The sequence below is a fragment of the Rhodoferax sp. genome, from assembly GCF_028714215.1.
Taxonomy (GTDB): domain Bacteria; phylum Pseudomonadota; class Gammaproteobacteria; order Burkholderiales; family Burkholderiaceae_C; genus Rhodoferax.
This window is the reverse complement of sequence record NZ_JAQTMS010000043.1, coordinates 1-12,968: the sequence shown is the minus strand read 5'-3', so window position 1 is coordinate 12,968 and position 12,968 is coordinate 1. Positions and strand designations below refer to the sequence as shown.

The 12,968-nt window shown below is 63.0% G+C and carries 11 protein-coding genes; 7 read left to right on the top strand and 4 right to left on the bottom strand.

Annotated elements, in window-relative coordinates; genetic code table 11:
* Positions 1–18: 18 nt before the first annotated feature.
* Positions 19–279 carry a hypothetical protein gene (locus tag PHS32_RS17505; RefSeq protein WP_301080363.1) on the top strand — a complete coding sequence of 87 codons (261 nt, stop codon included), beginning with the start codon at positions 19–21 and terminating at the stop codon, positions 277–279.
* Between the two features lie 203 nt (positions 280–482).
* A complete protein-coding gene (locus PHS32_RS17500; protein ID WP_301080362.1) occupies positions 483–2,429 on the top strand; it encodes an EAL domain-containing protein in 1,947 nt (648 codons plus the stop codon).
* 40 nt (positions 2,430–2,469) lie between these two features.
* Here the strand turns inward: PHS32_RS17500 and mltB are convergent, their stop codons facing one another.
* The 4 genes from mltB to PHS32_RS17480 all read right to left on the bottom strand — a co-directional run bounded on the left by mltB (position 2,470) and on the right by PHS32_RS17480 (position 8,012).
* Positions 2,470–3,399 carry a lytic murein transglycosylase B gene (mltB, locus tag PHS32_RS17495; protein ID WP_301080393.1) on the bottom strand — a complete coding sequence of 310 codons (930 nt, stop codon included), beginning with the start codon at positions 3,397–3,399 and terminating at the stop codon, positions 2,470–2,472.
* 158 nt (positions 3,400–3,557) lie between these two features.
* Positions 3,558–5,570, bottom strand: a complete 2,013-nt coding sequence (locus PHS32_RS17490) for a DUF3488 and transglutaminase-like domain-containing protein (RefSeq protein WP_301080361.1) — start codon at positions 5,568–5,570, stop codon at positions 3,558–3,560.
* 592 nt (positions 5,571–6,162) lie between these two features.
* Positions 6,163–7,095: a DUF58 domain-containing protein gene (locus PHS32_RS17485; RefSeq protein WP_301080358.1), complete on the bottom strand. Its 933-nt coding sequence runs from the start codon at positions 7,093–7,095 to the stop codon at positions 6,163–6,165.
* Positions 7,092–8,012 carry a MoxR family ATPase gene (locus PHS32_RS17480; protein ID WP_301080357.1) on the bottom strand — a complete coding sequence of 307 codons (921 nt, stop codon included), beginning with the start codon at positions 8,010–8,012 and terminating at the stop codon, positions 7,092–7,094. Before PHS32_RS17480 ends, PHS32_RS17485 begins: the two co-directional genes overlap by 4 nt.
* 41 nt (positions 8,013–8,053) lie before the next feature.
* Here PHS32_RS17480 and PHS32_RS17475 point away from each other — a divergent pair, with 41 nt between their 5' ends.
* From PHS32_RS17475 to PHS32_RS17455, 5 genes are all read left to right on the top strand, one after another.
* Entirely contained in the window at positions 8,054–9,007 is a 954-nt protein-coding gene (locus tag PHS32_RS17475) for a histone deacetylase family protein (RefSeq protein WP_301080356.1), read from the top strand.
* Positions 9,000–10,265, top strand: a complete 1,266-nt coding sequence (locus PHS32_RS17470) for a mechanosensitive ion channel domain-containing protein (protein ID WP_301080355.1) — start codon at positions 9,000–9,002, stop codon at positions 10,263–10,265. The genes PHS32_RS17475 and PHS32_RS17470 overlap by 8 nt, the downstream gene beginning before the upstream one ends.
* Positions 10,266–10,474: 209 nt before the next feature.
* Entirely contained in the window at positions 10,475–11,224 is a 750-nt protein-coding gene (locus PHS32_RS17465; RefSeq protein WP_301080354.1) for an electron transfer flavoprotein subunit beta/FixA family protein, read from the top strand.
* Positions 11,225–11,351: 127 nt separating this feature from the next.
* On the top strand, positions 11,352–12,284 hold the full coding sequence (locus PHS32_RS17460) for an electron transfer flavoprotein subunit alpha/FixB family protein (RefSeq protein WP_301080353.1): 933 nt from the start codon (positions 11,352–11,354) through the stop codon (positions 12,282–12,284).
* Positions 12,285–12,727: 443 nt separating this feature from the next.
* The coding region (locus PHS32_RS17455) for a tripartite tricarboxylate transporter TctB family protein (RefSeq protein WP_301077852.1) at positions 12,728–12,968 on the top strand (241 nt) is incomplete at its 3' end.

Here is a 12,968-nt window from a genome sequence, read left to right as displayed (position 1 = left end):
GTCTCTAGGGGCTTGGGTGTGATTGAAGACAACGTAAACTTTAAAGTCATCAACGTAGTTTTTCCGCATATTGGCGAAAAGCTGAAATTGTTCTGGGGTTGTCCCGAATTTCGCCCCTATATCGACAGCTTGCAGACCGATACGCGAGGCGGCAACCGGGCCGGATTCCCAGGCGTGGTGTTGAATGCGCTGTTCATGCTGACCCTGGACCATGACCAGGAGTTTCCCAATCTGCTGCAAAAGCAGGCGGACAAATGGGTGTCCACCCGCAAGCGCTAGCTGTACGCCAATTCCAAAATTGCTTTAAATTCCGGTTTCGCAAGGAATGGCTGGCCTTAGCCGTTGAGCGTAAGGCGGGTATCGCTTCAGCCGACTGTACCCAGCACAAGGTTTCAGGAGGAACAATTTATGCAAGTAGGCGCAACCGACCCGCGCGAACGTCCTCTGTGCGTCCCGCGGCGGCCTGAGTTGAGGCGCAGCGCATGAAACATTTGCCGGCCTTTCTGAATACCCCCGCGCGCTTGGTGATCACTATCGCCTTGATCGTGCTGCTGGTCGAGTTCTTCATCATGCTGATGATCTCCGGCCTGAGCGGCGGCCCGCCGGTGGGTATCTGGGACTTTCTCGATCCGGTCCTGCTCACCACGCTGGTAGCGCCGGTCCTCTACATACTGATCTTCAGGCCGATGCGCAACCAACAGGCTGAGTTGGAGCGGCAACTGCTTGAGTCGCGCCGCAATGAGCAACTGGCAGCGCTGATCGAAGCCATTCCGGATGCCGTATTCCTGAAGGATGGCGAGGGCCGCTGGCTGCTCATCAATGAATCGGCCAAGCAACTGTTCCAGTTGCACAACCTTCCCTGGGAGGGAAAAACCGAGATGGAATTGGCGGTTTTGCAGCCGGCCTTCCGGGCCGCTCACGAGCGCTGTCTGGCGAGCGACGAAAAGGCCTGGCAGGCTGGAAAATTGAGGGTCGAAGAAGAAAGCCTGGCCGGGGCCGGGGATCAAGCCACGGTCATAGAAGCGCGCAAGATGCCCATGTTCGGCAAGGATGGTCGACGCAAGGGCCTGGCGATCATCGGGCGCGACATCACCGAGCGCAAACTGACCGAACAAAAGATCCACCGGCTGGCCTTCTATGATGCGCTGACCCTGCTGCCCAATCGCCACCTGTTGCTCGATCGCTTGCAGCAGGCGATGGGGGTCAGTCAGCGCAGTGGTCAACATGGCGCCTTGCTGTTATTGGATCTGGATCACTTCAAGACCATCAACGACACGCAAGGTCATGCCCTCGGTGACCTGCTGCTGATCGAGGTGGCGCAGCGGCTGCAAGCCTGCGTTCGCGAAGCCGACAGCGTGGCACGGCTGGGGGGCGATGAATTCGTGGTGATGCTGGAAGAACTGGGCAGCCAGCCGGACCAGGCGTCGACCGCGGCGCAACGGGTGGCGGAAAAGATCTGCCAGGAGCTGAGCCAGCCCTATGCGCTGAAAGAACACCCGTGCCACACCACCCCCAGTATCGGCATCAGCCTGTTTCGCGGTCATCTGGAAAGTGCGCAGGACGTGCTGCAGCACGCCGATGTCGCCATGTACCAGGCCAAGGCGGCAGGGCGCAATGCGATCCGCTTTTTTGATCCGCGGATGCAAACCGTGCTGGATACCCGAGTCGCCCTGGAAACCGATCTGCGGCAGGCGCTGGTCAAACAGCAGTTCCAGCTGTATTACCAGATTCAGGTCGACCGGCAGCGCCGCCCGGTGGGCGCGGAGGGTTTGTTGCGTTGGCAACATCCCAATCAGGGCCTGGTATTTCCGGCCCAGTTCATTGCGCAGGCCGAAGATACCGGGCTCATCGTGCCGATCGGGCTGTGGGTGCTGCAGACCGCCTGTGCGCAACTCAAGGCCTGGCAAAAGGACGCGCTGACCCGGGACCTGACGCTGGCCGTGAACGTCAGCGCCAAACAATTCCACCAGGATGACTTCGTTGCGCAGGTGCAGCGCGCCTTGCTCGACAGCGGCGCCGAGGCGTCCCTGCTGAAGCTGGAGTTGACCGAAAGCATGGTGCTGGAAAACGTCGAGGACACCATCCGCAAGATGCATGAACTGAAACGGCTGGGCGTCAGTTTCTCGATGGACGATTTCGGTACCGGCTATTCCTCGCTGCAATATCTGAAACGCCTGCCCCTGGACCAGATCAAGATCGACCAGTCGTTTGTGCGCGACATTACCAACGACCCGAACGATGCCGCCATTGTGCAAACCATTATTGCGATGACGCAGGCGCTGGGGTTGAAGGTGATTGCCGAAGGGGTGGAAACGGAGGCCCAGCGCGACTTTCTGCTGCGCCACGGCTGCCAGGCCTTCCAGGGTTATCTGTTCGCCAGGCCGGTGCCGATCGGGGAGTTTGAAAGCCTGCTGGGCAAACCGCTGTGAAGTCCCATGGTTGGCCTGAAGTGCGGCGTGAGGAAGTCGCTTACGGGTTCATCGCCCGCGCAACTTCCTGCCCCAATTCAATCACCGCCATCGCGTAGTAGCTGCTCCAGTTGTAGCGCGTGATGGCGTAAAAGTTCTCGGTCCCGAGCAGGTAGCTGGGCGGCGCGTCGCCCATTTGCAGTTCCACCAGCGCCAGCGGCCCGCTGTGCTGCAGGGCGGCGTCCTCCAGCACGGCGCCATGGGCCTGCAGCTTGGCAACGCTCAAGGTCGGCAGAATGTCGTTGATCAGCAGCGGCTCCAGGTCAGGTTTGTCGCTGTCGAAACGGACCGGGTAATGGGTTGGCATGCCGGGTTGCCATTTGAACGCTTTCAAGTAGCTGGCCACCGAGCCGATCGCATCGGCCGCGCTGTTGGACAAGTCTATTCTGCTGTCGCCGTCGAAATCGATCGCGTATCGGGCCCAGGCGGAGGGCATGAACTGGGGCATGCCCATGGCGCCGGCGTAACTCCCGCGCGGTGTCAGCGGATCGACGCCGGTGCGCTGCGTCAGACTCAAAAATTGCTCCAGTTCGGCTTTGAAAAACGCGCTGCGCTCCAGTGCGCGCGGGTGGCTGGCCGGAAAATCGAAGGCCAGTGTGGCGAGCGCGTCGATCACCCGGAAGCTCCCCATTTGCTGTCCGTAAATGGTTTCCACGCCGATGATGCCGACCATGATCTGGGCCGGCACGCCGGTTTCCTTTTCAGCCCGGATCAGGCTCTCCTGGTTGTCCTGCCAGAACTTGACGCCGGCCTTGATGCGGATCGGTTCGATGAAGCGGCTGCGATAGAGTTGCCAGTTTTTCGGGGTACCGGGGGCCGGCGGCAAAATCAGTTTGGCGATCTGCGGCACATAGCGCGCCTGGGCGATGGTTTGACGCACCCAGTCGCGCTCCAGGTCGCGTCGCGCTGCCATGTCGTCGGCCGCCAGCATCGCGTCGGCGCGCTGCGCATAGGCCGGGCCCAGCGGGGCGGCTTGACCCGACCGCTTGGCGGCAACAATCTTTCGCTTGTGCCGGGTTGACGCTTCCGCGGCGCTGGAGAAGTTGCAGGATGCGACGCAAAGCGCGGCAATAAGGAGCAGTCTGGAGGTCACTTGCGGCGTATCAATTGTTTAAGTTCTCGTTGCAGTGTAGCCAGGCTGCCGCGGGAGCCACCCAGCGGCGCGTAGCGCTGCATTTCCAGGCGCAGCAGCCAGTCCCGCCAGGCGATTGCCGCAGGGTCTTGCGGGTCACGCTGGCGCTGCAACTGCTGGGCCATCCGGCGCGGCGGACTGTTGGGCGGCAGGCTCAGGCCCGACTTTTGCAGATGCGCCCTGGCGCGGCCCAGCAAGCGCAACCACGGATCCTGGTGGTGGCGTTCCCACAGCGTCCAGCCGGCGGCCGTGAGGCTGGCCAGTACCACGATGCCGATCAGCAGGTAGCTCAGGTCTTCCCAACTGGGCGATTCAAAGCCGATATGGCGCAGCAGATTGAGTTGTTTGCCTTGCGTGTAGTTGAGTACCCACTGGTTCCAGCCGTTGTTGACGGCGTCCCACAACGCGCGCAGGTTCAGCGCCAGCGCCGGGTTGATGCTGCCCAGCAGGGCGCTGGCGATGACGCCGCGCGGGGCCGGCAAGCGTTGCAGGCTGCCGATGCGTCCAGGCGCCACGGCGCCGGTGGGGTCGACGCGGACCCAGCCGCGCCCGTTGAACCAGACCTCGGCCCAGGCATGGGCATCGCTTTGGCGGACGACAAAAAAGCCGTCCACCGCGTTGTTCTCGCCGCCCTGGTAGCCGGTGACAATGCGGGCCGGTATGCCAAGCGAGCGCATCAGGATGACGAAACTCGAAGCGATGTGCTCGCAAAAACCGGCCTTACGGTCGAACCAGAACTCGTCCGCGCTATCGCGGCCAAAGACGCCGGGCTCCAGCGTGTAGCTGTAGCCGCCGCTGCGCAGCCGCTCCAGCACCGCCGCCACCAGTTGCGCTTCATCTGCACTGGCGTAGCGCGGGTCCTGCCGCATTTGGGCCGCCAGTTGCCAGGTTCGCGGGTTGAAGCCCGGTGGCAGGTCCAGATAGTCTTGCAGCCCCGGCACCGGCCGCAGCGGGCCGTGACTGAACTCGGGGTAGCTCTGTGCGCTGTAGCGCAGCAGGTCGGTCACCGGGCGGTCGGCCAGCCACTGCAGTTCGGCTGTCATGCTGGCATCGAAGCCGCTCAGCAGGGGTTTGGCGGGCGTGGCGTCCAGCACCAGTATCCAGGGACGGCTGTTGGGTTCCAGCGTCACCTGGTACTTGACGGCCGGCCCTTGCACTTGCAGGGCGCTGGGGAGCTGCCAGCGCGCCGGCAAGCCCGGGCGTTGGGCGCGCCACTCGCGGCCGTCAAAGGCGGACAGCACCGGTCCGCGAAAGTAGAGCGCCGATGAGGCCGGTGGCGCGCCCTCGAAGCGCACGCGCAAGGCAATGCTGTCATCGAGCGCCAGGCTGGCGAGATGGCCCACCTGCATGCTGGCCGACAGGCCGCTGCGTCCGCTCATGGCGTCGCTGGGGATGCCCCACAGCGGTGCCAGCCGGGGGAACAAGACGAACAGAATGGCCATCATGGGCGCCCCCAGCAGCGCCATCCAGCCGGCGCTGCGGGCGGCTTGCGCCAGGGGCGGTTTGCCGACCGGCATATGGGCATTCACCAGCGCCGTCAGCAAACCCAGCAAACTGATCAGCATGGCGGCCGCGATGAGCAGCGACTGCGAGTAGAAGAAGTTGGTCAAGAGGGTAAAGAAGCCCAGGAAAAAGACCACGAAAGCATCGCGTTTGGCGCGCAGTTCCAGTGTTTTCAGGGCCAGCAGCACCACGATCAGGGTGACGCCGGCATCGCGCCCGAGCAGGGTCTTGTGACTGAACAAGGTGGCGCCTACGGTCAGCAGCAGCAGCGCCAGCAACCACCAACGCGAGGGCAGGGGCCGCGCCGCCAGCGCCAGGGCGCCACGCCACAGCATCAGAGCGGCCGCCAGCAGGCTGCACCAGAGCGGCAAGTGGCCCACGTGCGGCAACACCACCCAGGCCATCACCAGCAGCAGGAACAGCGTGTCGCGGCTGTCACGGGGCAGGTGCTTTAGTTTCGTCAACATGACATGGGGTTCGTTCTTGCCGGCAGGCGTTGTATATCGGGGTGTGCGCCCGACAGCGCGCGGCAGGCCGGGTCTCGCCCCGGCGGGCGACTCACTTTCTCTTGCTTCGCCAAGAGAAAGTAAGCAAAGAGAAGGCGAGCCGGATTCGTCGCCCGGCTGCGCCGGTAAGCTGTGTTGCTCGACCTGAGCGGGGTCTGGCTAAACTCGCTTCGCTCAAACAACGCCAGCCCTGATCCGCTCAGGTCTGCGCTACTCGCCTCCTCATAATGGCGAGGAAGCCAAAACAGCCAACAACCGAACAAGTACGCGCCATGGCGCGTACTTGTGGTGTTCTGTATTTGGTTTCCATTGCCGTTATGAGGAGGCGAGTAGCGCAAGCTTCGGCGGATCAGGGGCACGCATGTTTGAGGCGCAGCCGAGTTTGCGCGCACCCCGCTGAAGCTGAGCAACGCAGCGTGCCCGCAGGGCCGACGAATCCGGCTCGCCTTCTTTTGCTTACTTTTCTTGGCGAAGCAAGAAAAGTAAGTGCGCAGTCGGGCGCACCTCCCGACACCAACCGCGCCTGTCGGCGCAAGACTCGGGAGTATCAAATTCAACATAAAGCCAGCGCCTCCAGACAACGCTTTTTGTGCACCTCGCCGCTGCCGGGTTTGATTTCCAGCGCGCCCAGACGCAGGCCGTAATCGAGCCCCTGCTGCTCGACCAGCAGCACCCAGGCGCACAGGCGGGACAGTTGTTGCTCGGGGTCGGAGGTGCCGCAGTGGTGCCGCTCCAGCCACAGCTCCAGGTGCTGCAGTTGTTGTGCGTCACGGCTCACCAGTTCGTCTGCCTTGGCGGCTTTCTTCCAGACAATCAGTTTCAGCGGATCGCCGCGGCGATAAGCGCGTACGCCGTCGTATTCGCCACTGGCGGACAGGTGTGCTCTGGCGGCACCTTCAGCGCGTGGCTGACCCGGCGGCAGTGCCGGAGGAAAGGGCTCGGGTGCCGGATAGACCAGCACCTGGGCCGCCGGACGCCACACCGTCCAGACCCGGAACGTGCCCAGCGGAAAGCGCGTCTCCGCCGTCAGCGTGGGCACGCGGTGCAGGCCGCGGCGCGTCGGTTGGAAAGCGATGTGCACGGTGCAACTGCCCAGTGCCGGCAGATCGGTCCAGAGCCAGTGGCCGGAGCCCAGCACGGCCAGGCCGATGCCGTGGCGGATGCCACGTCGCGGGTTCTGGATATAGATGCTGATGGTGGCGCTGGCGCCGGCAAATTGGGGCTCCGGTGCCAGCAGATTCATCGTCAGGCCGCGCAGCGTGGCGTGTCCCACGTGCATGCCGACGAGGGCGCAGCCGGCCAGCAGGAAGGTCAGCAGATAGCCCAGGTTGAGCTGGTAGTTGATCGACGTCAGCAGCAGCAGCAGCAGGGTGGCCGCCAGCATGAAGCCGGGGCCGGTCGGCAGGATATAGACGTTGCGCTGCGTCAGGGTGATGCTGTCGCGCAGCGACAGCCGGGCTTCCAACCAATTTTGGAACCATTTCACGGCAGCGGCACCGCGTCCAGCATGGCGCGCACCTGCTCCACCGCGCCACGGCCGGCATCGCCGACCGGAATCAGGCGGTGCGCCACCGTTTGTGCCAGGATCGCCTGCACGTCGTCGGGGGCCACGTAGTCGCGGCCGCACAGCAGCGCCTGTGCCTTGGCGGCGCGCAGCACGGCCATGCCGGCGCGTGGACTCAGGCCCATCAGGAACCACTGGCCGGAGCGGGTCGCGGCGATCAGGTCCTGCACATAGTCCAGCAGCGGTGGGGCGGCGTGCACCGCGAGAACTTGCTGCTGTAGCGCTTTCAGCTCGGCAGTCGTCAGCAGGCTGGGCAGGGCGTTCACCATGTCGCGCCGATCCAGCCCAGCCAGCAGGTCGCGCTCGGCAGCGCGGTCCGGGTAGCCCAGCGAGATGCGCATCAAAAAGCGGTCCAGCTGCGACTCCGGCAAGGCATAGGTGCCGACCTGATCGAACGGGTTTTGCGTCGCAATGACAAAGAAGGGCGACGGCAGGGCGCGCGTTTCGCCGTCCACCGTGACCTGTTTTTCCTCCATCGCTTCCAGCAGCGCACTCTGGGTTTTGGGGCTGGCGCGGTTGATCTCGTCGGCCAGCAGAACCTGGGTGAACAAAGGCCCCGGGTGGAACACAAAAGCTTCCTTGGCGCGCTCGTAGATGCTGACGCCCGACAGGTCGCTGGGCATCAGGTCGGCGGTGAACTGGACGCGCGAGAATTGCAGGCCAAAGGTTCTGGCCAGCGCGTGCGCCAGGGTGGTCTTGCCGACGCCCGGCACGTCCTCGATCAGCAGGTGGCCGCCGGCCAGCAGGCAGGCCACACAATCCTGCGTCTGTGCCGGTTTTCCGACAATCACCGTGTTAAGCTGATCCACCAGTGATTTAAGTTTTTGTTGTGCATTCATGGCGCAACCTTACCAAATAATGAGGGCGACGCAAGCGTACTGTGACTATGACCGGATACTTTACCCATCGCGATTGCTGGAAACATGAAATGGGACCGGGACACCCCGAGTGCCCGGAGCGGCTGGATGCCATCGAGGACCGTCTTTTGATATCCGGTCTGGACGTCGCGCTGGACCGGCGCGAGGCGCCGGTGGCCGCCCTGGCCGATATCGAACTGGCGCACAGCCGTCTGCACGTGGCGGCACTGCGCGGCCTGAGCGACGGCCTGAAAGAGGATATCGAGGCCGGCGGCCCCAGTTATGCCCAGGTCGACCCGGACACCTCCATCAACGTCAGCACCTGGGACGCCGCCCTGCGCGCCGCCGGTGCCGCCCTGGCGGCGACCGATGCCGTGCTGGCGGGCGAGATGGAGAATGCCTTCTGTGCCATTCGACCGCCGGGGCACCACGCCTGCCGCGAAAAAGCCATGGGCTTCTGTTTTTTCAACAACGTGGCGATTGCCGCCAAGTACGCGCTGGAGCGCCATGGCCTGAAGCGGGTGGCGATTGTCGACTTCGACGTGCACCACGGCAACGGCTCGGAAGACATCATGGCCGGCGACCCGCGCGTCCTCATGGTGAGCTTTTTCCAGCACCCGTTTTATCCCATGGACTGGGTCCATACCGGCGCCAGCAACCTGGTCAATGTGCCAGTGCCGGCTTACACCAAGGGCATGGAGATCAGGGAGTTGATCGAGAACGCCTGGATACCGCGACTGGAGGAATTTGCGCCCGAGATGATCTTCATCAGTGCCGGCTTCGATGCGCACCGCGAGGACGATATGGGTCAGCTGGGTCTGGTCGAGCAGGACTACGCCTGGATCACCGATCGCATCAAGGACGTGGCCCGGCGCCACGCCAAGGGACGCATCGTGTCCTGTCTGGAAGGTGGTTATTCCTTCAGCGCGCTGGGCCGCAGTGTGGAGGCGCATATCCGGGTGCTGGCCGATGTTTGATCCGCGCATCACCGACCTCGACGGCTGGATTGCTGCCCTGACCCGACCGAGCGCCCTGTTGGAGTTGGGGGCGCTGGTCTTGTGTGGTGCCGTGGCCTGGGCGATGGCCGCGTTGATTGGCCGCGCCGCTGGTTTGCGCGACAAAAACTCCATTTTGTTTGGCAAGCGGATAGTCGACGGCGTGGCGTTTCCGCTGCTGCTGCTGTGCCTGGCCTATCTGGCGCGGGCCTTGTTGCTGCGCTGGTTGCCGCTGGCGGTTTTCAAAATAGCGATCCCGGTGCTGATTTCCCTGGTGGTGATCCGGCTGGGGGTGAAGGTGTTGCAGGTGGCGTTCAAGGAAACGCCCCTGGTGCTGCTGTTGGAGCGCAGCATTTCCTGGGTCGCGTGGCTGGCCATGGTGTTATGGGTCAGCGGCTTGCTGCCGGCGATACTGGAGGAACTGGATCAGATTGCCTGGAAGGTGGGCGGCAGCACACTGTCGGTGCGCACCCTGCTGGAGGGCGCGCTGACGGCCGCCGCGGTGCTGATCTTCACGCTGTGGATTTCGTCGGGCATCGAGGCGCGGCTGCTGCGCTCGGCCACCGGCGGCGAGTTGTCGCTGCGCAAGGCGCTGAGCAATGCCACCCGCGCGCTGTTGCTGTTTGTCGGCCTGATGGTGGCGCTGTCGGCCGTCGGCATCAATTTGTCGGCGCTGTCGGTGCTGGGTGGCGCGGTGGGCGTCGGCGTCGGTTTCGGCCTGCAAAAGCTGGCGGCCAACTACGTCAGCGGTTTTGTCATTCTGGCCGAGCGCAGCATGCGCATCGGCGACAACGTGCGGGTCGATGGTTTCGAGGGATGCATCACCCAGATCAACGCCCGCTACACCGTGATCCGTTCGCTTACCGGGCGCGAGTCCATCGTGCCCAACGAGATGCTGATCACCAGCCGGGTCGAAAACCTGTCGCTGGCCGATGCCCGGGTTTGGCAATTCACCGTGGTCTCGGTCGCTTACGACGCCGACGTGGAACTGGTGATGCGTTTGTTGAGGGAGGCGACCCTGAATCACGATCGCGTGCTGCGTGACCCCGGGCCGTCGGTGGCCCTGTCCTCGTTCGGGGCCGATGGGCTGGAGTTCACGGTGGGTTACTGGATCGCCGATCCGGAGAACGGCAGCCTGAATCTGAAGTCCCTGGTCAACCTGGATATCCTGCGCCTGTTGCGGCAGCACCAGATCGAGATTCCCTACCCGCAGCGGGTGCTGCACACCCGAGCGGTGTAAAAAGGATCGGCTTCGCGAAAGCGCATCGGGCGCGGCTATAATTTGAAAAAAGCACGGTCGTGCTATTTTGTTTGTGCTTTGGCTGTCGTCTGCAAGACTGGTTCGGGGGACGACACCGCATAGAATCGCAAGTTGACGTGCACGTCAATCAAGACGACGCAAGCAGCAAGCAAATCACCGAATTCTTTTAACCATCTGGAGTTGTAGCAATGAAAGTCCTGGTCGCAGTCAAGCGCGTGGTGGACTACAACGTGAAGGTCCGCGTCAAGTCGGACAACACGGGTGTAGATATCGCCAACGTCAAAATGAGCATGAACCCTTTTGACGAGATCGCCATTGAAGAAGCGGTGCGCCTGCGCGAAAAAGGCGTGGCCACCGAAGTCATCGCGGTATCCTGCGGCGTTACCCAATGCACGGAGACCTTGCGCACCGCCATGGCGATAGGCGCCGACCGCGCCATCCTGGTTGAAACTGCGGTCGAACTGCAACCGCTGGCGGTTGCCAAACTGCTCAAAGCCCTGGTCGACAAGGAACAGCCCGGCATCATCATCCTGGGCAAGCAGGCCATCGATGACGACTGCAACCAGACCGGCCAGATGCTGGCCGCGCTGGCCGATCTGCCCCAAGCCACCTTCGCCAGCAAAGTCGAAGCCGCGGACGGCAAACTCAAGGTCACGCGCGAAGTCGATGGCGGCCTGGAGACGCTGCTGATCAGCCTGCCGGCCGTCATCACCGCCGATCTGCGCCTGAACGAGCCGCGCTATGTGACGCTGCCCAACATCATGAAGGCAAAGAAGAAGCAACTTGACGTCTTCAAGCCGGAAGACCTGGGTGTCGACGTGACACCCCGCATCAAGACCCTCAAGGTCAGCGAGCCACCCAAGCGCAGCGCCGGCATCAAGGTGCCCGACGTCGCCACCCTGGTGGCCAAACTGAAGAACGAAGCCAAAGTAATTTAATCAATGTTGTCATTGCATGCCGGTGTCGCTGTCATTGCGGGCTTGACCCGCAATCCATGGATCCCGGGTCAAGCCCGGGATGACAACGCAAGAAGCCCGCAATGACATACTTCCCAGGAGCAGATTCATGACAGTCCTCGTAATAGCCGAACACGACAACGCGTCCCTCAAGGGCGCAACTTTCAACACCGTGACCGCCGCCCTGCAGTGCGGCGGCGACGTCCATGTGCTGGTGGCCGGTGCCAATGCCGCACCGGCAGCCGCGGCGGCGGCCCAGATTGCCGGTGTCGCCAAGGTGCTGCACGCCGACAGCGACGGCCTGGCCCACGGTCTGGCCGAAAACATGGCGGCCCAGATCCTGGCGCTTGCCAGCGGCTACAGCCACATCCTGTTCCCGGCCACCGCTTCCGGCAAGAACATGGCTCCGCGCGTTGCCGCCAAGCTCGATGTCGGCCAGATCTCCGACATCACCAAGGTCGACAGCCCCGACACCTTCGAGCGCCCGATCTATGCCGGCAACGCCATTGCCATGGTGCAGAGCGCGGACGCGATCAAGATCATCACGGTACGTACCACCGGTTTTGACGCCGCGCCGGCCACCGGCGGCAGCGCCGCGGTGGAGAGCGTGGCGGCGCTGGCGGCCAGTGACAAGGCCACCTTCCTGGGCAGTGAAATCGCCAAGAACGACCGCCCCGAACTGACCGCCGCCAAGATCATCGTGGCCGGTGGCCGGGCCTTGGGTTCAGCCGAGAAGTTCACCGAAATCCTGACCCCGCTGGCCGACAAACTGGGTGCCGCCATCGGCGCCAGCCGGGCCGCGGTGGACGCCGGCTACGCACCCAACGACTGGCAGGTCGGGCAGACCGGCAAGATCGTGGCGCCCCAGCTCTACATTGCCGCCGGCATCAGCGGCGCCATCCAGCACCTGGCCGGCATGAAGGACTCCAAGGTCATCGTTGCCATCAACAAGGACCCGGAAGCGCCGATCTTCAGTGTGGCCGACTATGGCCTGGAGGCTGACCTGTTTGTCGCGGTGCCGGAACTGGTGGCTGCGTTGTAGATCATTCACTCCCGACATGTGAAGGAGCAACCCCATAGCTTTACTACGCCAGTGCCTGCAGGAGGTCCGAGTCCGGTAAGACGGCCATGACAGCCTCCTTCGGGATCAACTTGTCCGGAGCCCAATGTGGAGCGCATTGACTCCTATTGCGGGCCCGCATCTGGACTCTCAGTCCAGTACATCAACCAGTCCATCGGATGCATCATGTTCCGTGCGCTTCCCAAATCCAATATCCACCGCCCAGCCGTGACGCACTGCAAACTGCACTATGAGGTTTTGTGTTTGTCGATAACAGGAACAGGCTGAACGAGTTGCGCCAAAAATACCGATGCAGTGCCTTTGAACATGCAGCCAGACACCGGTCAGGACCCACCAGACGAATCCGCCGCTGTGGCATGAGTTTTTGATGAAGAAATAATTTTTATTGCTAGAGGAGCATACCAATGAATATCAAAAGTCAAAAAGACTTTTTCTCGGGTGTCGTGTTCATGGCCGTGGGCGGTGCCTTCGCCTGGGGCGCCACCACCTACACGGTGGGCAGCGGCGCGCGCATGGGGCCGGGCTACTTCCCGCTCATGCTGGGCGTCCTGCTGGCCTTGCTGGGGGCGGTCATCACCTTCAAGGCGATGGTGGTGGAAACCGAGGATGGCGAGAAGATCGGCAAGTGGATCTGGCGCCCGGTCG

Bases quoted from the DNA above. Each gene is read 5' to 3' on its own strand.
- PHS32_RS17470 (WP_301080355.1), top strand. From the start codon at position 9,000: ATGTTTGATCCGCGCATCACCGACCTCGACGGCTGGATTGCTGCCCTG.
- mltB (WP_301080393.1), bottom strand. From the start codon at position 3,399: ATGCTGGCGGCCGACGACATGGCAGCGCGACGCGACCTGGAGCGCGAC.
- PHS32_RS17500 (WP_301080362.1), top strand. From the start codon at position 483: ATGAAACATTTGCCGGCCTTTCTGAATACCCCCGCGCGCTTGGTGATC.
- PHS32_RS17460 (WP_301080353.1), top strand. From the start codon at position 11,352: ATGACAGTCCTCGTAATAGCCGAACACGACAACGCGTCCCTCAAGGGC.
- PHS32_RS17480 (WP_301080357.1), bottom strand. From the start codon at position 8,012: ATGAATGCACAACAAAAACTTAAATCACTGGTGGATCAGCTTAACACG.
- PHS32_RS17490 (WP_301080361.1), bottom strand. From the start codon at position 5,570: ATGTTGACGAAACTAAAGCACCTGCCCCGTGACAGCCGCGACACGCTG.
- PHS32_RS17465 (WP_301080354.1), top strand. From the start codon at position 10,475: ATGAAAGTCCTGGTCGCAGTCAAGCGCGTGGTGGACTACAACGTGAAG.